Origin of the sequence: Pseudoalteromonas sp. Isolate3 (assembly GCF_022398505.1) — a bacterium.
In the GTDB taxonomy this organism is placed as follows: domain Bacteria; phylum Pseudomonadota; class Gammaproteobacteria; order Enterobacterales; family Alteromonadaceae; genus Pseudoalteromonas; species Pseudoalteromonas apostichopi.
Genome location: NZ_JAKEVN010000040.1, coordinates 1 through 21,906, shown reverse-complemented (window position 1 = coordinate 21,906; position 21,906 = coordinate 1). Strand labels below are relative to the sequence as shown.

General features: G+C 41.5%; 21 protein-coding genes. 14 read left to right on the top strand and 7 right to left on the bottom strand.

Annotation, left to right across the window (positions count from 1 at the left end; all coding sequences use genetic code 11):
* The first annotated feature begins 20 nt into the window (after nucleotides 1-20).
* Both L1D46_RS10050 and L1D46_RS10045 read left to right on the top strand, forming a co-directional pair.
* Nucleotides 21-707 carry a type 1 glutamine amidotransferase domain-containing protein gene (locus tag L1D46_RS10050; RefSeq protein WP_167657996.1) on the top strand — a complete coding sequence of 229 codons (687 nt, stop codon included), beginning with the start codon at nucleotides 21-23 and terminating at the stop codon, nucleotides 705-707.
* A 98-nt stretch (nucleotides 708-805) separates the two neighbouring features.
* Complete coding sequence (locus L1D46_RS10045) at nucleotides 806-1,396, top strand: rhomboid family intramembrane serine protease (RefSeq protein WP_239977500.1); 591 nt, start codon at nucleotides 806-808, stop codon at nucleotides 1,394-1,396.
* An 18-nt stretch (nucleotides 1,397-1,414) separates the two neighbouring features.
* Here the strand turns inward: L1D46_RS10045 and L1D46_RS10040 are convergent, their stop codons facing one another.
* Together L1D46_RS10040 and L1D46_RS10035 are read right to left on the bottom strand one after the other, a co-directional pair.
* Entirely contained in the window at nucleotides 1,415-2,434 is a 1,020-nt protein-coding gene (locus tag L1D46_RS10040; protein WP_239977499.1) for an endonuclease/exonuclease/phosphatase family protein, read from the bottom strand.
* 8 nt (nucleotides 2,435-2,442) lie between these two features.
* Complete coding sequence (locus L1D46_RS10035) at nucleotides 2,443-2,817, bottom strand: STAS/SEC14 domain-containing protein (protein ID WP_130050961.1); 375 nt, start codon at nucleotides 2,815-2,817, stop codon at nucleotides 2,443-2,445.
* Between the two features lie 111 nt (nucleotides 2,818-2,928).
* Between L1D46_RS10035 and yghU the strand changes: the two genes are divergently transcribed.
* The 8 genes from yghU to L1D46_RS09995 all read left to right on the top strand — a co-directional run bounded on the left by yghU (nucleotide 2,929) and on the right by L1D46_RS09995 (nucleotide 9,696).
* A complete protein-coding gene (yghU, locus tag L1D46_RS10030; RefSeq protein WP_130050960.1) occupies nucleotides 2,929-3,768 on the top strand; it encodes a glutathione-dependent disulfide-bond oxidoreductase in 840 nt (279 codons plus the stop codon).
* A 36-nt stretch (nucleotides 3,769-3,804) separates the two neighbouring features.
* Nucleotides 3,805-5,103, top strand: coding sequence for an MFS transporter (locus tag L1D46_RS10025; RefSeq protein ID WP_167657999.1), 1,299 nt, complete (start codon nucleotides 3,805-3,807; stop codon nucleotides 5,101-5,103).
* Between the two features lie 60 nt (nucleotides 5,104-5,163).
* On the top strand, nucleotides 5,164-5,550 hold the full coding sequence (locus L1D46_RS10020) for a hypothetical protein (protein ID WP_130050958.1): 387 nt from the start codon (nucleotides 5,164-5,166) through the stop codon (nucleotides 5,548-5,550).
* 297 nt (nucleotides 5,551-5,847) lie between these two features.
* Nucleotides 5,848-6,447, top strand: a complete 600-nt coding sequence (locus L1D46_RS10015) for an NAD(P)H-dependent oxidoreductase (RefSeq protein ID WP_239977498.1) — start codon at nucleotides 5,848-5,850, stop codon at nucleotides 6,445-6,447.
* Nucleotides 6,448-6,580: 133 nt separating this feature from the next.
* A complete protein-coding gene (locus tag L1D46_RS10010) occupies nucleotides 6,581-8,077 on the top strand; it encodes a deoxyribodipyrimidine photo-lyase (RefSeq protein ID WP_239977497.1) in 1,497 nt (498 codons plus the stop codon).
* Nucleotides 8,067-8,219, top strand: a complete 153-nt coding sequence (locus L1D46_RS10005; RefSeq protein WP_178927236.1) for a DUF2256 domain-containing protein — start codon at nucleotides 8,067-8,069, stop codon at nucleotides 8,217-8,219. The genes L1D46_RS10010 and L1D46_RS10005 overlap by 11 nt, the downstream gene beginning before the upstream one ends.
* Nucleotides 8,220-8,308: 89 nt before the next feature.
* Nucleotides 8,309-8,737: an OsmC family protein gene (locus tag L1D46_RS10000; RefSeq protein WP_167658004.1), complete on the top strand. Its 429-nt coding sequence runs from the start codon at nucleotides 8,309-8,311 to the stop codon at nucleotides 8,735-8,737.
* Nucleotides 8,738-8,904: 167 nt separating this feature from the next.
* Nucleotides 8,905-9,696, top strand: a complete 792-nt coding sequence (locus L1D46_RS09995; protein ID WP_239977496.1) for a putative porin — start codon at nucleotides 8,905-8,907, stop codon at nucleotides 9,694-9,696.
* A gap of 67 nt (nucleotides 9,697-9,763) precedes the next feature.
* Here the strand turns inward: L1D46_RS09995 and L1D46_RS09990 are convergent, their stop codons facing one another.
* On the bottom strand, nucleotides 9,764-11,254 hold the full coding sequence (locus L1D46_RS09990; RefSeq protein ID WP_130050952.1) for a dipeptidase: 1,491 nt from the start codon (nucleotides 11,252-11,254) through the stop codon (nucleotides 9,764-9,766).
* Nucleotides 11,255-11,410: 156 nt separating this feature from the next.
* Here L1D46_RS09990 and L1D46_RS09985 point away from each other — a divergent pair, with 156 nt between their 5' ends.
* Complete coding sequence (locus L1D46_RS09985) at nucleotides 11,411-11,557, top strand: DUF2986 domain-containing protein (protein ID WP_167658006.1); 147 nt, start codon at nucleotides 11,411-11,413, stop codon at nucleotides 11,555-11,557.
* A gap of 793 nt (nucleotides 11,558-12,350) precedes the next feature.
* Complete coding sequence (locus L1D46_RS09980) at nucleotides 12,351-13,208, top strand: AraC family transcriptional regulator (RefSeq protein WP_239977495.1); 858 nt, start codon at nucleotides 12,351-12,353, stop codon at nucleotides 13,206-13,208.
* 290 nt (nucleotides 13,209-13,498) lie between these two features.
* Here L1D46_RS09980 and L1D46_RS09975 read toward each other — a convergent pair whose 3' ends face one another.
* Both L1D46_RS09975 and L1D46_RS09970 read right to left on the bottom strand, forming a co-directional pair.
* On the bottom strand, nucleotides 13,499-15,631 hold the full coding sequence (locus L1D46_RS09975; protein ID WP_239977494.1) for a TonB-dependent receptor: 2,133 nt from the start codon (nucleotides 15,629-15,631) through the stop codon (nucleotides 13,499-13,501).
* A gap of 104 nt (nucleotides 15,632-15,735) precedes the next feature.
* On the bottom strand, nucleotides 15,736-16,587 hold the full coding sequence (locus L1D46_RS09970; protein ID WP_239977493.1) for a universal stress protein: 852 nt from the start codon (nucleotides 16,585-16,587) through the stop codon (nucleotides 15,736-15,738).
* Nucleotides 16,588-16,855: 268 nt separating this feature from the next.
* Between L1D46_RS09970 and L1D46_RS09965 the strand changes: the two genes are divergently transcribed.
* The gene (locus L1D46_RS09965; protein ID WP_239977492.1) at nucleotides 16,856-18,046 is read left to right on the top strand and encodes an MFS transporter; all 1,191 of its coding nucleotides are present in this window, start codon (nucleotides 16,856-16,858) and stop codon (nucleotides 18,044-18,046) included.
* A 102-nt stretch (nucleotides 18,047-18,148) separates the two neighbouring features.
* Here L1D46_RS09965 and L1D46_RS09960 read toward each other — a convergent pair whose 3' ends face one another.
* Together L1D46_RS09960 and L1D46_RS09955 are read right to left on the bottom strand one after the other, a co-directional pair.
* Nucleotides 18,149-18,340: a helix-turn-helix transcriptional regulator gene (locus L1D46_RS09960; RefSeq protein ID WP_054551820.1), complete on the bottom strand. Its 192-nt coding sequence runs from the start codon at nucleotides 18,338-18,340 to the stop codon at nucleotides 18,149-18,151.
* Nucleotides 18,337-18,765 (bottom strand): hypothetical protein, encoded by a 429-nt coding sequence (locus L1D46_RS09955; RefSeq protein WP_130050946.1) that lies wholly within the window; start codon nucleotides 18,763-18,765, stop codon nucleotides 18,337-18,339. The genes L1D46_RS09960 and L1D46_RS09955 overlap by 4 nt, the downstream gene beginning before the upstream one ends.
* 238 nt (nucleotides 18,766-19,003) lie before the next feature.
* On the opposite strand from L1D46_RS09955, the gene L1D46_RS09950 reads away from it, so the two are divergent.
* The coding region (locus tag L1D46_RS09950) for a winged helix-turn-helix domain-containing protein (protein ID WP_239977491.1) at nucleotides 19,004-21,906 on the top strand (2,903 nt) is incomplete at its 3' end.

The window sequence follows — 21,906 nt, the reverse complement described above, 5'->3', positions numbered from 1 at the left end:
TAAGCAAAAAGGGATTCACTATGTCAGCTAAGAAAATTTTAATGGTACTTACTTCTCATGATGAGCTTGGCGATACCGGCCATAAAACAGGCTTTTGGGTGGAAGAGTTTGCAGCCCCCTACTACGCCTTTATTGATGCCGGGGCAGAGGTAACTTTAGCATCTGTTAAAGGTGGCCAACCACCAGTTGATCCAAATAGCGCAGCGCCTGATGCTGCAACTGATGCGACTAAACGCTTTGAACAAGACAGCGCAGCACAAACCTTAATGGCAAATACTAAACCATTAAATGAAGTAAAAGCCGGTGATTTTGATGCCGTTTTCTACCCAGGTGGTCACGGCCCTTTATGGGATTTAGTTGATAACCAAGATTCGATTAACTTAATTGAGCAATTTCTTAACTCAGACAAGCCAGTGGGTGCCGTGTGTCACGCCAGTGCAGTACTGCTTAATGCGAAAAATTCAGCTGGTAAATCTGTAGTATTTGATAAAAAAGTCACAGGTTTTAGTAACTCTGAAGAAGATGCCGTTCAGCTTACCAATGTCGTACCATTATTGGTTGAAGATGAGCTCAAAAAGCAAGGCGGGCAATATCAAAAAACCGATGATTGGGGTGTACTAGCCATTGAAGATGGCCTTTTAATCACAGGACAAAACCCAGCAAGTTCTGAGCTTGCTGCGAAAAAACTGCTTACCAAATTAGGTTAGCCCTAAACCTTAGGTAAATACCTTGTACGTCAAGGTGTTTACCTTCACTTTTAATAAGTTATACTCATTCGGTCAAATTGATTTAAGAGCTTCTCATCATGACTGAAAAAAAAGCTGCCAAACTTCCTCCTATCAGTAGTAAGCGATTCGCAATTTTAGGCATTATGCTTGTGTGCCTTGTACTGCAAATAATTAATAGCCTACCCGGCATAAACTTAAACGGTTTAGGTATTTTGCCACGACAAATGTCAGGCCTATCAGGGGTGTTTTTTGCGCCATTTTTACATGGTGGTTGGGCACATCTTTTCAGTAATCTAGTGCCATTTGCTATTCTCGGGTGGCTAGTTTGCCAATTTAGCGTTAAACGTTTCTGGCTGGTGTTTGCCGGTACAGCAATTATTGGCGGTTTATTAGTTTGGCTATTTGGTCGCAGCAATATTCATGTTGGACTAAGTGGTGTTATTTACGGTTTATGGGGCTACTTAATTTGCTATGGCATTATGCACCGCTCATTCAAAGCCATTTTAATTAGTATTGCGGTTGTAGTGTTATACAGCGGCCTGATTTGGGGTGTCTTACCGCAGCGCATTCATATTTCATTCGAAAGCCATTTATTCGGCGCAATTAGCGGCGCATTCATCGGTTATATTATGGCAAAGCGTGATAAACAAAAGTACCCTAAGCTTTAAACTGACAGCTGAGAGCTTCTAGTCTCGCAATTTCATTGTCACCATCACAACGCCATGGTCGGTACTTTGATCATCATAGGCAAACTGTGGGTTGATTAAGTGCTGATCATAGGTGTGATAATCAACTACCTCAAAAAAGCTGCTCTGAAACCCGGCATCAAACTCACGGGATAACAAAATATAATCAAATACTGAGCTGCTACTACCAAAATAGTGGGTGGCTTCTCTGTCGTTCTCGGTGACAATATGGCGCTGATAGAGTTGCCAACTATCTTGTAGTTTGAACTCTGAACGAGAAGGGCTATTTTGCCTATAACCGCTAAAACGAAGGTGGTCAGCGATTAAATGGTTAAGCACACCATCGTGTAACTCATTATTAAAGTCCCCCATCACAATCACAGGGTTATTGGTGTGCGCTCTGCGCTTAATGATTTCTACGAGTAACAGCGCTGCTTCACTGCCACGCTGCATGCTTGATGCCCAGCGTCCAAGAACTTGCGATTTTAACTGCATAACTAAGTTTTGCTGTTCGCTGTGGCTTTCATCATCTTGGTGATGGAGCATGCTGCGCTTTGATTTAAAATGCACTACATAGCAATCGACGTGTCCTAAGTGAGGTACTTCAAGTGTCGCGCGAATAATGCTGCGGCTAAAGTTAAAATTATCACTCAAGCCCATCGCTAAAATATCACCTTGCTCTGCCTCAACCTGACTGACAGCAACAACTTTATAGCGTGAAGCAATGGCAACAACCGGATCGCGATAAATAAAATCATCAATCACCGTTGGCTCATCAACCACTGCAAAATAAGGGTAACCCTGCGCGTTAACTTGTTGTTTTAGTTCATTGATACTGAACACTTCTTGAAAGCCAATAATATCTGGCTGCTGGTTTTTAAGGTAATCGGCCAACCAGCGCTGCTTTTTAGCCCATTGCTCAGCGCTATAAATTCGCTGAAAATCATAAAATGCGTCAGGTGGCGCTAAATAATTATATAAATTAAACGTCGCGACCTTTAATTGATAGTTTTCTCTCACTCAATTCCTTATTCGTCTAACCACTGTGTGGCAATAATTGGATCTTCAAAATATTTCACTTCGCCACTAATAAACCAGTTGCCCACTTTACTTGCCACTTGTTGCCAGTTTTTGTTGCCAAGCACTGCAATACGGCAAAATTCTTTGTTGTGTTTAAGCCCCAATTTGAAGTCATCCCAAGCGGCTTGCAACTCCCAGCCTTCTAGTTCAGTAATATCAACATAGGCTCTTATTTTTGCACCTGGGACTGCGGCTACTGCATTATCAATGAGAGGGGTGAGGGTTTTGTAATCGTCGTGCGTTAACTTACCCACCACTTTAATAGTGAGATAAAAAGTCGTACCTGTTCGCTCAAGCCCTATAGCTAAACCATGCTTTTTCATGTCATCCTCCTTATTATTCATAATTAATAACTGTACTTCCCTTGATCTATCTGATCAACTAGGATGGTAGTCTCGTAATGACATTCATTAAAGCACAATTTAGGAGTTTCAATGAGTAATACCGACAGTTATACGCCACCTAAAGTGTGGCAATGGGATGCAGAAAACGGTGGTGAATGGGCGAAGACGAATCGTCCGGTCTCAGGTGCGACCCACGAGCAAGACTTGCCCGTTGGTAAACATGATCTTCAACTCTACTCTCTTGCGACACCGAATGGCCAAAAAGTGACTATCATGCTCGAAGAGCTATTAGAGCTTGGTATTGATGAAGCCGACTACGATGCATTTTTAATTAAAATTGGCGATGGTGATCAATTCTCTTCAGGGTTTGTAAGTGTTAACCCTAATTCAAAAATTCCAGCCTTAATGGATCACAGTACTACACCCGTTACGCGCGTGTTTGAGTCAGGCGCAATTTTACAATACCTGGCAGAAAAGTTTGATTCTCTAATACCAAGCGATCATGCCAGTAAAACAGAATGTCGTAATTGGTTATTTTGGCAAATGGGTTCTGCCCCCTATTTAGGCGGTGGCTTCGGTCACTTTTATAGTTACGCGCCTTTCAAAATGCAGTACCCGATAGATCGCTTTACTATGGAAGTTAAACGCCAGTTAGATGTACTAAACCGTCATTTGAGCGACCATGACTACATGGCAGGTAGCGAATATTCGATTGCTGATATAGCGATTTGGCCTTGGTATGGCAATTTAGTGCTTGGTAACCTATATGATGCAGCTGAGTTCTTAGATGTTGAGTCATACAGCCATGTTCTTCGCTGGGCGAAACAAATTGAGCGTCGCCCTGCGGTAAAACGTGGTCGCAGAGTCAATAAAACATGGGGTGATGAAACTGAGCAACTAGCTGAGCGTCACTCTAAGGATGATTTTTAAGGGCTTTACTAGCCCTTTTTTATAACTTTAAACCACATGAATAAACTCAGCAAAGAAGACATTTACCAACGCCTCAGTAACACTGAAGATGCACGTGCTTGTAAGGCAATTGATGAAGCAGCTTGTAAGGTAGTACCCGGCAATTTTATTACCTTATTAGTTAGCCAGCTATTCAGTAAATTTGCCGATGCTCTATTAAACCCAAAAGTAACCCTGCCTTGGCTTTTACAAAGCATTAATGTACCAACTAGTTTTATAGCATGGCTTGTGCCTATCCGTGAGTCTGGTTCAATGCTGCCACAACTGGCAATTGCAAGTTTAATTCGTCAGCTATCGGTCAGAAAGTGGGTGTGGGTGATTGGTGCGATTGTGCAAGCTTTATGTATTGTTGGCATGCTAGTTTGTGCTTTGACCTTACAAGGCGCAAGTGCTGGTTTTGCTATCATTGCTATTTTGATTGTCTTTAGCCTCGCTCGCGGCTTTAACTCGATTGCCGCAAAAGATGTACTGGGCAAGGTCATACCTAAACAACAACGCGGCAGCATTAGTGGTCTTGCTGCCAGTTTTGCCGGGTTTGCGACGCTCACCTTTGGTCTTGGTCTGTGGTACCTACAAAGCCTTGGCTATGAAAATGGGGTTTATGTCGCATTAATGTTGGCTGCTTTGATGTGGTTGTTTGCAGCACTCAGTTATAGTCGTATTCAAGAATACAAAGGCGCAACCGAAGGCGCTGAAAACGGCTTATTACATGCCTTATCAAAATTAAAACTGCTTTATCAAGATAAGCAATTTGCACATTTTATTGTCACGCGAGCATTGTTGTTATGCTCTGCTTTGAGTGCACCTTTTTATATTGTCCTTGCCAGTGAACAAGCTTTCGACTTTTCATTGCTTGCTACGTTTATGGCACTTTCTGGGCTTGCCAGTTTAGTCTCTGCGCCTATTTGGGGTCGACTAAGTGATTTATCGAGCCGTAAAGTATTAATGTTTGCTGCTATGCTTGTTACTGTTAATGGCTTCGCGGTGTATTTAGTTGCTTATTTCAGCCCACAAACGCTCAATGAGTTCTGGCTATTACCACTATGTTATTTTTTACTCACAGTAGCTCATCAAGGGGTTCGACTTGGGCGTAAAACCTACCTTGTTGATATGGCTGAAGGTAACAAGCGTACTGACTATGTTTCCGTCAGTAATACGGTGATTGGGGTTATATTATTATTACTGGGTAGTGTCGGCTTACTAAATAGCTATTTAACAACTGCTGAGTTGATTTTTTTCTACAGTATCTTAGGCTTAGTTGGTGCTATCAGTGCGTGGTTTTTGCCTGATGTCTAGATCCTGCCATAAAAAAAGCGCATAATCGCGCTAATTTTGTTCCCATAAAAAGGATTTACTATGAAAAAGGCAGCTTTTGCACTTCTTACGCTACTTACACTTTCTGCTTGTAGCACCAGTGTGCCTATTCGTAACTTTGACGCTAACCCTGTACCGCAAATGGCCTCTGGCCAACATGACCTTGAAAGTATCAAAACCAATATTTTAAAAGCATGCATGAAACTAGGCTGGACATGTCGTTCAAATGCCGAAGGTCAAATCTTAGGTAAACTTGATATTCGTAAACATCAATTACGTGTTGATATTACGTTTAACGAGCAAGAATACTCTATTGATTACAAAGATTCGATAAACCTAGATTACAATGGTGAAAAGATTCACCGCCAATACATTAACTGGGTTACCAACTTAATGCGCAATATTGACGCTGAATTAGCCTATAAATAAAATTGACGCAGAATCAGTAATTAAAAAAGGCGACCTAGGTCGCCTTTTCTCTATTAGTTTTAAACAATTTAGCTGATGTAAAAGCTGGTAACCCCCGCTATAAAGTTTAATTGGCTAATATATTTACTTTATAAAGCCTGCTCCAAGTTCTATTTCACAGCTATGAAAAGTAGCCTAAAAAACTAACCCACCCCATTCATTCGTTTAAAACGAATAAACCACTCGATTAATAGCATTATTAATTTATTTATTGCTAATTATAATGACTGCACAACTTCAGTTTTCTTAGGTGACATGATGAAAAAAGTACTTGTGTTAAATTCATCTTTAAATGGTGAACAAGGTAATTCAACCAAGCTTAGCCAACAATTTGTTGAGCAGCTTGCTAACAACCAACAAATTTCAGTAACAACTCGCGATTTAAGCGACAATGCGATTTCCCACTTAACGCAGACAGAAATGACTGCTTGGATGACTGATGCAAATGAACGTAGCGATGAGCAAAAAGCCCTTGCTGCAATTTCTGACGATTTAATCGCGGAACTTAACGATAACGAACTTATCGTTATTGGTATGCCAATGTATAACTTTGGTATTCCATCAACATTCAAAGCTTGGATTGATCGTATTGCTCGTGCTGGTATTACATTTAAATACACAGAGCAAGGCGCTGTAGGTTTAATTAAAGACAAAAAAGTAGTGGTACTTGCTGCTCGTGGCGGTATGTATCAAGGCACCGACATGGATACACAAACTAAATACTTAAAAGATGTACTTGGTTTTGTGGGTATGACAGATGTTAACTTTATTTATGCTGAAGGCTTAGCGATGCCGGGCGCAGAGGAAAGCTTAGAAACGGCGGCAAATGAGATTAAATCTTTCGCTGCTTCAATCTAAAACGCCAATACCTTAAAGCTAAGCAATAAAGCGGTCATCATGACCGCTTTATTATTATCTGTACTCAACTCTTAGTAATCTAAAACGCTTTATAACCCGTATTGCTGCTCAGAAGTTAAAAGTAGCAATAGTCATGAGTAATTTAAAAAAACAAGCAATTAATATAGTGTGGTTCAAGCGTGATTTAAGGTTTTCTGATCACACACCTCTTGCCAAAGCAGTACAATCTGATCTCCCTTGCTTGTTAGTTTATAACTTCGAGCCTTTGCTGATTGAAGACCCTCATTACAGCTTAAGACATTGGCGCTTTGTTTATCAGTCATTAGTCGATATGAATAAACAACTTAAAAAGTATCAGACTCAAGTTGCTATTTATAATCAAGAAATGATTAGTTTATTTAAAACACTTAATGATGAATTTGAAATAAAGACCGTATACAGTCATCAAGAAATTGGCCTACTAAACACCTACAACAGAGACAAAGATGTTAGGCATTGGCTTGAAAAAAGAGCAATTACATGGAATGAAACACCTCTGGGCGGTGTAATTAGAGCTCGTCCCAAACAATGTGACTGGCAAGATCACTGGCACACAGTGATGAATGAATCCCTTGATAACCCTGACTGGCTCAAGTTTAAAGCAATACTACCTAAAAAATATCAAATACCGAACTACATAAATAAATTAGCATCCCATGATAAATATTTTCAATATGGCGGACCTCATGCTGCTAGAGCTACCCTGAGGAGTTTTATCGAAAGTCGTGCTGCAGATTATCAAAAAGGAATTTCCAGCCCATCACAAAGTAGGTATGCATGCTCTAGGCTCTCTCCTTATTTAGCATGGGGAAATTTAAGTCTGAGACAAGTTTATCAGACATTAAAGTATTACCTCCCCAAGCAACCAAGAAGCTGGCGTCGTTCATTACATGCTTTTGAGTCTAGGCTTCATTGGCATTGTCATTTTATGCAAAAGTTCGAAACTCAATGCAGTATGGAGTTTGCACCGCAAAATGCAGGCTACCTGCGTTACCCTTATCGCGATGATGAACTCGTTGCAGAGCACTTAAAGCGCTTTGAGCAAGGTCAAACAGGTATTCCTATTATTGATGCTTGCATGCGCTGTCTAGCAGCAACGGGTTACATTAACTTTCGAATGCGCGCTATGTTAGTGAGTTTTATGACCCATCATATGAATATCCATTGGCAATCAGTCAGCTTTATTTTATCGCGTTATTTTTTAGATTTTGAGCCGGGTATTCACTACCCACAAATCCAAATGCAAGCATCGGTCACAGGAACTAACACTATTCGTTTATATAACCCAATTAAGCAATCAAAAGACAAAGATCCTGATGGCTTTTTTATTAAAACCTGGTGCCCTGAGCTTAAAGAATTACCCATAGAGGATCTCCACCAGCCATGGCAACAGCCACCAATGGAAGCCGTGTTTAATAATTTTAAACTCGGCGAGGACTACCCAGAGCCCATGGTAGATATAGAACGCGCTGCCAAGGATGCTCGTGAGCGATTATGGTCATTTCGAGAGCGTGATGATGTGAAGCGTGGCACAAAAGCCGTACTACGCCAGCATGTTACAAGCCTTAAAAGGCAACAGCATGGTTCATAAAAAGCTTAATTTACCAAGCAAAACTTGCCCAGTTTGTGACAGGCCATTTATGTGGCGTAAAAAGTGGCAGCGTGACTGGGAGCATGTTAAATACTGCTCTGAGCGTTGCAAGCGCGAAGCGAAAAGAAATATTGGCGTTTAAGTTGCACTTATATCGTTAACTCACAGTTTTCGGCACAAAACCCTGAAAGCCTTTCACGGTAGCCGAAAAAATTTACAAAGGAGATGACAATGACGATTAAAAAATCTGCACATACGAGTTGGTCTGGTGATATTAAATCTGGCAAAGGCTATATTTCTAGTCAAAGCGGTGCGCTTGATAAACAGCCATTTGGTTTTAATACTCGCTTTGAAGATAAGCCAGGTACTAACCCTGAAGAACTGGTTGCAGCGGCACACAGTAGCTGTTTTAGCATGGCGCTATCGCTGGCATTAACAGAAGCAGGCTTTGTCGCTGACGACATAACTACCAAAGCAACAGTGAGCCTTGATGAAGTTGATGACGGCTTCGAAGTGAGCCACATTGCACTTGATGTCAGCGCGAAAATAACTGAAATTTCGACCGAAAAGTTTGAGCAACTTTGCGAGCAAACCAAGCAGGGCTGCCCTATTTCTAAACTGATGAATGCCGAAATATCACTCACCACAAAGCTTAATTAATCACACTTGGCCAAGCGTTGCTTGGCCTTTTCATACCAATATGCTTAATTAAGTATTATGGCGATTAGGTATGCGACTCTTACAAACCCACAACACTTTATTACAATGTAAATACCAGCTTGTTGTATTATGTTTTTGAAACAAAACCAAATACAACAAGGATATGTATGTTTAAACAACTAGCCCCTATTGCTCTTGCAACACTTGCTTATTCAAGCTGCTCAATCGCAACAGAACAACAAGTAAATAAACAATGGTTCAATAGTATCGACTATACGCACATCGAGAATAACAGATATAGTTTTAATGCTTACCAATTAGTGAGCCATTACTACTTTGAGGAGCAGCAGAGCTCGGGTGTGCTCGATGATTATGGCTACCTAGATACAGATTCAAACATCCGAGTGAATTACTTTAATAGCGATTACACTGATTATCTTGGCATGTTTGGTGAAGGTTATTATAAAAATTGGTTTGTTACAGGTGAAATTTACGATGTTGATGATACTGATGACTATACCTTAGGAATTGGCTACTTATTTATTGATGCCTTAAAAGTCTCTGTAAATAGGGATGTGCGTGAATATGGTGATGATTATTTTCGCTTAAAAGCCCAGTATAATCTCCAAATCAACGATAAGGATTACTTTGGTTTTAGCGCAGAAACAGATGATGAACTCGACGTTTGGAATGTCTCTGCCAGATACTTTAATCATTTAAGCGGCAGCCATTACATTACTGTCGATGTTGGCCACCAAGATAGCCTTGATGATTCAGCAAGCAATGCCATGATCAGCTACTACTTCGGCGATCACTATGCCATAGGTGCAGGGTTGGATGATTCTGAACTCGTTTTACAAGGTAAGTACTTTATTAACGATCGCTATTATTTAACCGCGAATTACACTGAAAGCGGCTCTGCTGAACTTTATAACCTTAAGTTTGTTGCCCAGTTTTAAACTGGAATGAGTCACCAGTTTAAAACAAAAACGCCACTTTAAAAGTGGCGTTTATTAGTATGTAGAATTACATATTACCTAGCTTCATCATCATTGCAGTGTACATCTTTAAGTTCAGTGCTAACTGCTCTTCAGTAATAAACTCATGCTCTGAGTGGCCTGTGTACTTTTTACCTGGCATTGATGGACCGAATGACACCGCATTATCAAATAGCTTAGCATTTGTGCCACCACCGATTGATACAAAGCCCGCGTCTTTATCGCCGGTAAAGTGCTTAAAGATATCGAGTAGCGCTTCTGCATGAGGCGCACCATCTAATAGCATTGGCGTACCAATTACCACTTTAGTGTCTTTTAAGGTGACATTATTCGTGGTTTGCCAAGCACTAAGCGCTTCATTAATTTGCTGCCTAAGCACGGTTTCTTGTTTACCTACCGGACGACGCATATTAATCGACAGTTTAATGTCGTTACCGTCGCGGCTTAATAAAGTTGGCGAAACGGTCATCGGACCCATAAAGTCATGCTTGTAACCGATTTCACCGAATTGCGCGCCATATAAATCAAGACCAATTAGCTGATTGATAAACTCAATTGCTTGACCATCGCTATTGTTCTCAAGATCGATGCCTTTGAAGATTTCAGCAAGGTGAGCAATCGCATTTTCACCCGCTTCTGGCTCAGAAGAATGCGCTGAAATCCCCTTCACTTTCACTAACAAACCATTTGCTTGCTCAGTCATCGCCACTTTGACGTTTTTAAGCTTAGCGACATTATCGTGTAATTTAGCCACAGTCGCCGCATCAGCGTTATGCACTAACACACTGGCATCTTCAGGGATTTGGCTAACAAAGGCGCCGCCTTTTAAGTCACTGACATATAAACCTGTTTGTGCTGAGGTTGCTGAGAAAGTCGGCGCAATTAAGCTCCAGCCTTTTTCTGCAACAACCACAGGGTATGAAGCATCAATAGTGACAGCATATTTAGGTTGCTGATAGGTTTTCATGAACTCTTCGAGTGGTGCCCAATCTGATTCTTCAGCAAGGTAAACCATTAATTCAATACGGTTATTTAAAGTAATGCCGTTGTCTTTAATCGCCTTCATTGCATGCAATGCAGTCGCAATAGCACCTTTGTCATCTTCTGTCCCACGGGCTATTAGCTTTCCTGGCTCAGAGGTTTTATCCATTTTAAATGGACTTTGCTGCCATTTACTGGCATCTGCTGGCTGCACATCACCATGGGTTACTATGGTTACTTTGTCAGCTTGGTTACCCATGCCAATTAATACTGTGTAGCCTAAATCTTGGTAATCAAAACCAAACTGCGCCGCTTTCATTTTTAAGAACGACTTAAAGCCAATGAAATCAGGGTTATCAGGAGTCGCTAGACCTTCTTTATTTACCGTTGGGTACGAAACTAAATTCTCTAAGGTATGAATTTGCGCTTGTTGATATTGCTCTACCGCGTAGTTAGCCAGCTTTTCACTTTGCTCAGACACAGCTGCCTGACTAGAGAAAGCACTTAATAAAAATGCAGCAAGTAATGAATGTTTCAAGATAAGCTCCAGAGTTTAAGAAGGTTTTTAGAAAGTCGCCTTGATTGTAACGCTTATAACGACGACATAACATCTCTAATTCAAGCAAAATAGATCGCTTAAAAATACCAACAAGGTACAATAGCCACTCACCCTATTAATTCGTTTGTTAGACTCATGAACCGCAGAAAAAAGATCTTCACTAAACTTAAGCAAAAAGATAAGCGCGCCAATGCAAAATTGCATAAAAGCAATAAACCGGCATACATCTCAAAAGCAGAACGCGATAAATTAGCACAGCAAGAAACTGAGCAGGAAAGTTAAAATACCTAGCGGTCAGCGGTAAAATTGTAGGCGCGATTTTACATCGCGCAACACTTCTATGATTCACAAAGAGGATAAGAGACGCTTCGCTTTAGAGAAAACAACAAGTAATCTATTATTTTTACTCATTGTCTTCTCATTCTGTTCTCTTTGTGAAAAGGACAATTTGAACCACAGAGAACACCGAGGCGCTTCGCGCTACACAGAGAAAACAATTTTTACAAAGAGATTATGGTCTCTCCTTCTCTTCCTCTGTGCTCTCTATGTCCTCTGTGGTTAGAAAAAAGATCTATTGTTTCCCCTCATTGTCTTCTCATTCACTTCTCTTTGTGCAATTTGTTTTAACGCGAAATAAATTTCACGCCTACATCAAAGATACTTATTGCACAAAGAGGTTAAGAGGCGATGCTCTTTAGAGAAAATAACAAGTAACCTATTGTTTTAACTAATTGTTTTATCATTCAGTTCTCTTTGTGCAATTTGTTTTAACGCGAAATAAATTTCACGTCTACATCAAAGATACTTATTGCACAAAGAGATTAAGAGGCGCTTCGCGCTACACAAAGAAACACTAAACCCCATAAAGAGAATAAAAAGCGTTGCGCTCTAGATAAAAAAGTATTTATTCAATTATCTTACCCTGATTTCTTCAAGGAGCTTCTAACGCTTTCTCTGGCTTAAAAGCACCTGCTACAATTCGTAAATGTTAAGCAAAATGCGCAATTTCAATCAGGTAACGACTTAGGGGCCATGGCAAACTGGCCTCACTTCTGAAAAGCATTAACGAGTAACTATGAAAACGAGGCAACAACAACGCATTGAGCTAGTCTGTGACTATATTAGTCAGCATCTTGATGAACCTTTATCACTGGAGACACTCAGTGAGGTGGCATGTTGCTCGAAATATCATTTTCATCGTTTATTTGTCGCGGGGGTTGGCCTAAGTGTCACCAAATATGCGCAACTTGCGCGCTTAAAGCGGGCCTCATTTCGAATTGCATTTGAGCATCAACTTAAAGTTATTGATATTGCATTAGAAGCGCAATTTGATAGCCCAGAAGCATTTAGCCGTGCTTTTAAGCGCACATTTAAGCAGTCGCCAAGCGAATTCAGAAGCAAACCAAACTGGCCTAATTGGCACACACAGTTTGAATTCTCATTACCCGATAAAAAGGTTTGCCCTATGAACGTAAACATTGTTGATTTTAAAGCACAGCCTGTGGCGTTACTTACCCACCAAGGCGCTGCAAATACCCTTATGAATACCGCTGCACAATTTATTGAGTGGCGCAAAGAGTCAGGCTTTTCACCCGTTAAAACGAGTAATACTTATGGGATCCCATATAGCGATCCGGCAACGACTGAAGACCATGCATTTCGTTTTGACTTTGCAGGCAGTATCACCTCACCGATTACTGCAAACCCGCAAGGCGTGCGTAATGGTGAAATCCCAGCAGGACGCTGTGCAGTAGTACGTCATAATGGCTCTCATGACACCATTAGCGATACAGTTTACTACTTATACCGTGAATGGCTGGTGCAAAGTGGCGAAGAGGTCCGAGACTTCCCTTGCTTTTTTCATTACCTCAACCTCATCCATGAGGTAGATGAATGTGACCTGCAAACGGATATATATTTGCCGATAAAATGATTGCGAGTTGCGAGTTGCGAGTTGCGAGTTGCGAGTTGCGAGTTGCGAGTTGCGAGTTGCGAGTTGCGAGTTGCGAGATATTGTAGGCGCGATTTTATATCGCGCAATATAAAAAGATAACGCGCGAAATAAATTTCACGCCTACGACAGCTTATTTCACATTTTTATCGGACACGTGACCTGACTCGCTAACTTTACTCTCGTAACTAGAAACTCTGGTTTTTAATCTGAAAGCTGACGGCTGATAGCTGACAGCTCTCTTTCCCCTAGCAACTCGCTAACTCCCTTCCCTAAAACCTATAACTCACACTGGCATTATACGAGCGGCCTTGTCCTGCAAGTTGCTCAAAGCCATTACTCATATCTTGCTTATAATTAGCAATACTTACACCGCCAAGTGGCTGTTGGTAGTATTCATCAAGTAAGTTGGTAATTGCTAACTTAAAGGTTAAATTTTGCCACGTTTTCTGACTTGAGATAGCCAATAGCTGATAGCTGTCGGTTTGGTTTTCTAAACGACGCTCATCAACATTAGTTTTACTATCAACCCACTGCCAGCTCAGTGCGTTTTGCCAGCCTTTGTATTCGTGCTCTAGGCTCAGCTCAGTGTGCAGTGGCATAATTTGATATAAGTCTTCATTGCTATCATCACGTTCGCCATGAGTACTGGTTAGTGAGCCTTTTAGCTGCCACTTTCCTGCTTGCTTTGTGTTGTAAAGTTCAATCAGGCCCGCCAGTTTTGCACCGTAAAGTGTCGCATCTAGGTTCGTGAAAGTAAGAATATTACGCTTAGTATGCGCCATGTCGGTGCGATTAAAGCTCTTAGTAACTTCAGCATCAATATAATCATTTACTTGCGTGTACCAAACATTTGCCGTTACTTGCCAGCTATCGTCTTTGGCTAATTTGGTGTAGCTAGAGCTTAATGTGTGGGCTGTTTCGGCTTCTAAATCTGGGTTACCAATATAACCGTTACCATCGCCAAACCAACCAATCATGGTGGTTGCCATCGTGCCGACACCCCAGCTATAACGCTCATATAAATTGGGTGCGCGGTTTTTACGAGCTAAACCAAATTGCAGCTCATCGTTGTTCGATAATTGATAGCGAGCAAGTAAGCTAATATCAACTAAAGTGTCGTCACGTTTACGGTCTAATTGGTTAAACTCCATCGCAGCTTGGGCATCGGTTTTTGACATATCCATCATCGATCCCATATGACCCATGCCGCCCATACCACCTTCGTTATAAGCCTGCACTTCGCCAGTATCTGTGGTTACTTGCTCAACACGAACACCTGCCGATACCCACCATGCTTGGTTTACTTGGTTTTGATACTCAGCAAATGCCGCAAGGCGGTCACGTTTGCCATCATTAATGTTTACGTATTCATTTGGGCCCATCATCATTGACCCTGCAACAGCTGGCCACCAATCATCAATTCGATAACCGTAGTATTCTTGCCCTATCATTAGTGACGACTGTTTTGATAAATCAGTGCGCCAGTGAATTTGATAACTGTAATCTTGTGCATCAGTATTCATTGGCATCATGCCGGTTTTCTCATTACTGAAAAAACCCATTTCGTGTTTTACATCATGCGCATTCACTTGCACCTGCAAATCACCATTTTCAAGCTCACGTTGATACTGAGCAACGAAACCATAGCTGGTGTTATCGGTCATATCCATGTATTGATTAGGAAAGCCTTGGTAAGGAATCTTTTGATGCGTCAGTTTAACTACAAGCTGTTGCTTCTCATCACGAATAGCGCCCGTTAAAGCATGATTTTGCACTCGATATAAGGTATCAAGTACACGCTCACCATGCCCATCATCATAGCTGTTAGCATCTTCAAAGCTACCTTGGTAAGACAAGCTAAACTGTTTGCTAGCAAGGCTTGCACCTAGGGCGTATGCTTGGCTGTCGTTAACGCTCTTATACTGGGCAGTAACATAGCCAGCACGCCAGTTAACTGAGTCTGTATCACTAAATTCAGGGGCAATCGTATTTACCCTGATAACACCAGCAATATTATCACCGCCACTGCTTACCGGTGATACACCAGCAACAACACTATAAGAGGCAATTTGGTTTGCCGACACATAAGAGAGTGGCGGGTTCATTTGGTTAGCACACGCTGCTGTGACATCAGCACCATCAACTAAAACTTTAACTCTATCTCCCATCATGCCGTTCATCACCGGCAAGTTAGACACACCTCCGGCTGCTGAAAAATCAACACCTAAATCTTTCAGTAATGAGTCAGCAGAGCCAACTAATTGATGGTTATTTTGGGCATGACCTTGCACTTCTATCACTTCAATAGAATCATCAGCAAAGGCAGAAATACTTAAAACACAGCTAAGTGCTGCAGCAATTTTAGAAAATAAAAAACCAGGGCGAGAAGATTGCGTGTTCATAACTCTTTTAAAATCAAAGCAAATAATTAATGACGCCGATTATAAAACTCATTAATTAGTCTGAACACGTGACATATTGTCGCACCCTGTCACAGGTAAATAACTTAGCGCAGCACCACTAAAGGAATACGGCTATCTTCAATCATTTTTAAGGTCGTGCTGCCTAAAAAGAATTGCCGCCATTTAGAGTGACCAAATGCGCCCATCACCATTAAGTCAACGGCATGGTCACTTTTATATCGCCACAAAGCTTGGTAAACATCGCCATCGAGCATGCGCGCTCTGACATTAAATCCGTTTTCAGCCAGCCTTGCTGAGGCGGTATCAAGTTTGTCTTGGCTGTGACCATCTTGTTTATCCACCATCACCAAGTGGCAATCTAAGCCAGATAAAATGCCACCATTGATAATTTGTGTAATCGCTTTGTCGGTACTTTCGCAGCCATCATAAGCCAGCATAAAATTTGTAGGCTCATGAAATTGCGGCGGCACAATCGCAACCGGGGTATGCACCTGACGGATCAGCGTTTCAATATGCGAGCCCAGTACTTTAAAATCATCGTAATGGCCTTTACCTGAGCGGCCAATAATCATTACGCGGGCATTGTCTTCATGTTCAAGTAAGGCATCAACAAGACTCATTGAAAGCTGCTGTTGCTCAATCTCGGTTAGGCCTGCATGCTCGGCTTTTTTCATTGCTTCATCAAGCAATAATTGACCATGCTGCGACGCTACTTTGTTGCGCTCTTGTTCAAGTTTTGCCAATTGCTCTAACAATGAGGTTTGCGAGCCTAAACCAATAATTGCGGTTAAATCATCACTGCCCTGCGGCAAAGGTGGCTCTAAAGCATGCAGAAAATTTATCGGATGGCTGGAGCGCTCAGAAATCCAAATAGCCGCTTCTGTCACCGCATCGGTCATGCATGAACCGTCGATACAGGCAAATATCTTTTTCATTGCGCTCTCCTTTAAACCAATTCAGTTAACCAAGTATAGTTGGCTTTTCATCTGTATTTAATTTGAACAGCAAAGACTCAAGAAGTTCAGGTTATTTTCTTATAGCAAACAAATATAGAACGTTCCAAAAAGTACTGTATCAACCCCGTTAACTTGTATTACAATAGCGCTGGGCACACATATCTACTCCAGAACAAAGTATTTGTTACTGGCATTTTCAATTATCAAAAATCTATTTTGTTTTTAAATTTATTTTTAAAGGAATTACATGACTAACGTAGCCAACCCCCAAGGCAACGCAAGCACGTTTACCATTCTGATAGTATTGGCTTTAGGCACATTCATTTTAGGCCTATCAGAATTTTCTATGATGCCAATGTTGCCCTTGATCAGCGAAACATTTTCGTCTACGCCAGCGCAAAGTGGTTATGCCATCAGTGCTTACGCAATAGGCGTAGTCGTCGGTGCCCCGCTATTTATGATCACAACCGCCAACATGCGTAAGCGCAATGCACTGTTGATGTTTGTCAGTATGATGTTTTTATTCAATGGTTTAAGTGCTTTTGCAAACTCACTTGAGCAACTTATTTTATTTCGATTTTTAAGTGGTTTACCACACGGTGCCTACTTCGCCGCTGCTATTTTATTAGCCGCCGATATCGCCCCTGCCGATAAACGCGCAAGTTTTATGTCAAAAGTATTTATGGGTTTAACCATTGCTACTATCGTTGGCGTGCCCATGGTCACCCTTGTGGGTCAAAACTTTAGCTGGCGTTATTGTTTGGCGGGCACCGCTGTACTTGCGTTAGTTGCCTTGGTATTGATTGTGAAATACGTACCTAACGTAAAAAATACCGCGCCAACATCGATTCTCGATGAGTTAAGTGTATTAAAGAACAAGCTCGTATGGACCATTCTGGGTATCATCATTATTGGTTTTGGTGGTGTATTTTGTGTTTACACTTACATTGCTGACACTATTTTAGAAGTCACCCATACCCCTGCTTACACTATCTCTGTTGCCATGATCATGTTTGGTATTGGCTGTACTTTAGGTAACTACGTATTAGGTAAAGCCGCCGACCACTCACCGCTGAAAACCACAGGCGCAGCGCTAATTGGTGCTATAGTATTTGCTGCCAGTTATGTAAGCGCCAGCCACAATATTTGGCTGTTATATGCGGTTATTTTCTTTATTGGCTTTAGCGTGGGTTTAGGTACTGTGATCCAATCGCTATTAATGGATGTATCACCACAAGGCCACGCCATGATAGGCGCACTTGTGCAATGTGCGTTTAATACAGCCAATGCCATTGGCCCTTGGCTTGGCGGCATGGCTATTGCCGAAGGCGCACTGCCAAGTCAAACAGGCTATGTTTCGGCGGCACTATTCTTAGGTGGTTTTTTAATGTGGTCGTTAAGTGCGATGCAGATGAAAAGACAAAGCTGTAAGCCTTAAGCTCTCAAAAATGTAGCAGCGATTTTATATCGCGTAGGATAAGTGGCGTTTAACCTGAATGATTTAACATTCGGCGTTAAAACGCCTCCTACGCTATCAGACTTACTCATCCTGAAATATCTCTTCGATACTCAGGTTAAATAAACGCGCGGCTTTAAATGCTAATGGCAAACTTGGGTCAAATTTACCTTTTTCTATCGCATTAATGGTTTGCCTAGACACATCCAAAAGCTCTGCGAGTTTCGCTTGGGTGTAGTTGTGCTCAGCACGAAGCACTTTCAAGCGGTTTTTCATTCTTCGCCCTCGTCGTTTAACTGCTTATTCATCATTAAAAGGCTCACTAAATAGGTTAAGCTCATAAAGATTACGAGGTGCGATATATCTTCTTTAAAGCTTATTAAACCGCTTGATTGCACCACTGAATAAGCTAAACCAAATACCAAGCTTGCACCCAAAGTAATGGCCATTGCATTAAGGTGCATACGCTGCTGCAGCTCATCCATTCCTTGTAGTTGTCGCTTGTTCGATAAAATCATCATGATGCCAACTACTACATTGATTAAGATTGCTACAACACTAAAAACAGCCTGCTCTTGCCATAAAAAATGTGGTCCAAATGAGGCAATTGCTAAAGTAATCACCCATGCTGATGTCCATTTAGCGAGGTTTAGCGTGTTCTGCTTATTACGCTGTTTAAAGGTTAATCCTGTTTGATTCATTATTCTCACCTTAAAAGTAAAGTAAACTTGACTAAAGATTAATCTAGCAACACAAAAAGTCAAACAAACTTTACAAAAAGTTTTATATACACGACATCAATATGATTTTTTAATGTCAGAAAAGGCAAGGTGCTTGCTGTTAATCTCATAATATTGTATTAATCAAAGTATCGCGTAGTCTTATAAAAAATCGGTCCAATCGGACTGCGTTTCTAACAATAACAATGAAGATAACACTATGAATACGGCACTGTTTTTCGTTGGAGAATGGCAAGTTACCCCGGCTACCAACTCAATCCGACGCGGTGAGCAAACAAAGCATCTTGAACCCAAGGCGATGGATGTATTACTGCTGCTATGCGAAAAACAAGGTGAGCTACTAACAAGTGAAGAAATTATCAGCCATTGCTGGCCAAATGTAGCGCTGGGTGACAACCCCCTGCATAAAGTGATCACCCAATTACGTAAAGCCTTTGACGATAAAGCAAGCGATCCGCATTACATAGAAACCATTCGTAAACGCGGTTATCGAGTAATTGCCGAAATCAACTTTCCACTCAACGAAGAACAAAAAGCCAGCCAAACCAGTTGGCAAGGTGATTCTCCCTTTGTTGGCTTAAGTGCGTTTGCACCAGAGCAAGCCGATGTATTTTTTGGTCGTAACAAACAAATTGCCACCTTGTTACAGCGAGTGTCGGCTCAAATTGAGTTTGGTCGCGCATTTTGCTTAATTTTGGGAGCCAGTGGTTCAGGTAAATCGTCGTTAGTTAACGCAGGTGTATTGCCCGCTTTAATGTCGAGTAATGGCTACGATGGCATTAGAGTACACAGTTACTGCCAACTCGACTTTGCCGATGTTAGTAAAGAGCGCTTACTCCTTGATTTAGCCTCAACCTTGCTCGATTTAGAAATAAACGACGCACCTGTACTTAGCGATATAAGCGCCGATGCGTTGGCTGAATTGTTATTAACAGATCCAGAACAGGTTATTTCCCGCTGTAAAGCAGCACTTGTAGCGCTAAATGCAGAGCGCACTACGCCCTATCTATTTTTATTTATCGACCGGCTCGAAGTGCTATTGTCATCGCCGCTATTTAGCGATGACGAGCGGAACCAGCTGTTAGCACTTATTGAGCGCCTAGCAACAAGTGGCTGCATGATCATTTTTAGTGCCTGTCGTAATGACTTTTACCCGCAAGTAGTGAGTCAACCAAGTTTAATGGCAGGTAAAGCCAATGGCGCACATTTTGATTTATTAGCGCCAACTCGCTCTGAGCTTAAGCAAATGATCCGTTTGCCAGCACTTGCAGCAGGCTTAAGTTGGCAACATCACCCAGAGCATCACACACCGCTTGATGAACAACTTTGTAACGATACTGCCAATAACCCAGATGCATTGCCAATGCTGCAATACACCTTGCAACAGCTTTATTTACAGCGCAGCCCAGACAACGAATTATTGTTCTCTGAATACCAAGCGCTTGGCACCATCGAAGGAGCCATCGGCCAAAAAGCCGAACAGGTATTTTACCAATTACCCAAAGACCAACAAACTGAACTTGCCGCAGTACTTTCTAAGCTGATCACTTTAAACCCAGATGGCGAAACACTCACTAGCCGTGCAGCACGTTGGAGCGAATTAACCAGCCCTGCTGCGACCAAGCTTGTTCAGGCCATGGTCGACAGCCGCTTGTTTGTATCGCACCTTAAAAATGAGCAAGCCTGCTTTAGCCTTGCCCACGAAGCGCTGCTACGCCATTGGCAACGCGCCATAGATTGGGTGCAAGAGCACCAACAAAGCTTAGCAATTCAAAGCCGTGTGCAACTAGCTACCGAGCGCTGGCTGATTGAACATAAACACAGCGACTTTTTATTAGCGCAAGGCAAACCGCTACAAGAAGCACAAAGCCTAGTTAAAAACCCTATGTTTAGCTTATCGAGTGACGAACAAGCGTTAATTAAAGCTTCTAACAACAAAGCCAAACGTAAAAAACGCGTGTTACAAATAACAGCGGCTGCACTTGTGTGCTTAACCTTTATTGCCACATTTATGAGCGTACGCAGCTATCACGCCGAACAAATAGCAAAACAAAAACGCCAAGAGGCCGAAAGTTTATTGGGTTTTATGGTTGGCGAATTTGCCGACAAACTCAGAAGCGTTGAACGTATGGATTTACTTGATGGTATTAGCAATAAAGCCCTTGAGTATTTTACCAATCAAGACGAAGAAACAGCGTCTTTGTTTGACTTTAGCGATAAACAAGCCGAGTTTAATAACCGTTTTCAATACGCTCAAACCTTAGAGGCCATGGGCGAAGTGGCGTACTCTCGCGGCAAAACCGACGAAGCCCTCACCGCCTTTGAAAATGCGCGAACGCGCCTAGAATCTTTACTAAAAGTTCAACCCAACAACCTTGATTTACTAATGCTCGCAGGGGCCAATGCCTTCTGGCTTGGTAATTTAACTTATGAGCAAAGTAATTATTTAGCGACTGAGCCCATGTTCAAACGATACTTGGCTTACAGCGAAATGATGTATCAGCTTGCCCCTAATGACTTTAATTCAATTATGGAGCTATCTTACTCACACAATTCACTTGGCTCGCTGTATTTAAAACAGTTTAATTACGCACTTGCAAAACAAAGCTTTACTGAATCCTTAAAACTTAAAAACCAAGCTCTTGAGCTTAAACCTAATAACAAAAATTTATTACGCGATAAGACAGATACTATCAGCTGGATTGCAACCACAGAAGAAAGGCTCGGTAATTTAAACGCTGCACTCGAAATGCTTGAACAAGCTTCTCAACAGCTAGTCAACATGCTTAAAACGGCACCGAATGATGCAAGTTTGCAAAGTCATTTAGCAAACACTTATATGCAGCAAAGCTTTTTATTGAGCTACTTCCCAAATAAGAGAGCGGCATTTTTAAAAGCAGAAAAAGCAACTAATGCGATTAATCAAGCAAGAATACAAGATCCAAAAAATCAAAACTTTCAACGCACCTTTTATAGAACGCTTGCATACCAATTAATGCTGTTAGATAAAAATAAAACTAGTGAAAGGGTAAAAGATGTTTTGAGTTACATTGATAATCAAGGGTTTTCAAATACAACTTTAATAAACATTCAAATAAGTGT

Coding starts and splice junctions, on each gene's coding strand:
- L1D46_RS10020 (WP_130050958.1), top strand. CDS start 5,164: ATGAAAAAGGCAGCTTTTGCACTTCTTACGCTACTTACACTTTCTGCT.
- L1D46_RS09960 (WP_054551820.1), bottom strand. CDS start 18,340: ATGAAAAACCGCTTGAAAGTGCTTCGTGCTGAGCACAACTACACCCAA.
- L1D46_RS10000 (WP_167658004.1), top strand. CDS start 8,309: ATGACGATTAAAAAATCTGCACATACGAGTTGGTCTGGTGATATTAAA.
- L1D46_RS09975 (WP_239977494.1), bottom strand. CDS start 15,631: ATGAACACGCAATCTTCTCGCCCTGGTTTTTTATTTTCTAAAATTGCT.
- L1D46_RS09970 (WP_239977493.1), bottom strand. CDS start 16,587: ATGAAAAAGATATTTGCCTGTATCGACGGTTCATGCATGACCGATGCG.
- L1D46_RS09980 (WP_239977495.1), top strand. CDS start 12,351: ATGAAAACGAGGCAACAACAACGCATTGAGCTAGTCTGTGACTATATT.
- L1D46_RS10050 (WP_167657996.1), top strand. CDS start 21: ATGTCAGCTAAGAAAATTTTAATGGTACTTACTTCTCATGATGAGCTT.
- L1D46_RS10010 (WP_239977497.1), top strand. CDS start 6,581: ATGAGTAATTTAAAAAAACAAGCAATTAATATAGTGTGGTTCAAGCGT.
- L1D46_RS09965 (WP_239977492.1), top strand. CDS start 16,856: ATGACTAACGTAGCCAACCCCCAAGGCAACGCAAGCACGTTTACCATT.
- L1D46_RS10045 (WP_239977500.1), top strand. CDS start 806: ATGACTGAAAAAAAAGCTGCCAAACTTCCTCCTATCAGTAGTAAGCGA.
- L1D46_RS10025 (WP_167657999.1), top strand. CDS start 3,805: ATGAATAAACTCAGCAAAGAAGACATTTACCAACGCCTCAGTAACACT.
- yghU (WP_130050960.1), top strand. CDS start 2,929: ATGAGTAATACCGACAGTTATACGCCACCTAAAGTGTGGCAATGGGAT.
- L1D46_RS10005 (WP_178927236.1), top strand. CDS start 8,067: ATGGTTCATAAAAAGCTTAATTTACCAAGCAAAACTTGCCCAGTTTGT.
- L1D46_RS10015 (WP_239977498.1), top strand. CDS start 5,848: ATGAAAAAAGTACTTGTGTTAAATTCATCTTTAAATGGTGAACAAGGT.
- L1D46_RS09955 (WP_130050946.1), bottom strand. CDS start 18,765: ATGAATCAAACAGGATTAACCTTTAAACAGCGTAATAAGCAGAACACG.
- L1D46_RS09995 (WP_239977496.1), top strand. CDS start 8,905: ATGTTTAAACAACTAGCCCCTATTGCTCTTGCAACACTTGCTTATTCA.
- L1D46_RS10035 (WP_130050961.1), bottom strand. CDS start 2,817: ATGAAAAAGCATGGTTTAGCTATAGGGCTTGAGCGAACAGGTACGACT.
- L1D46_RS09985 (WP_167658006.1), top strand. CDS start 11,411: ATGAACCGCAGAAAAAAGATCTTCACTAAACTTAAGCAAAAAGATAAG.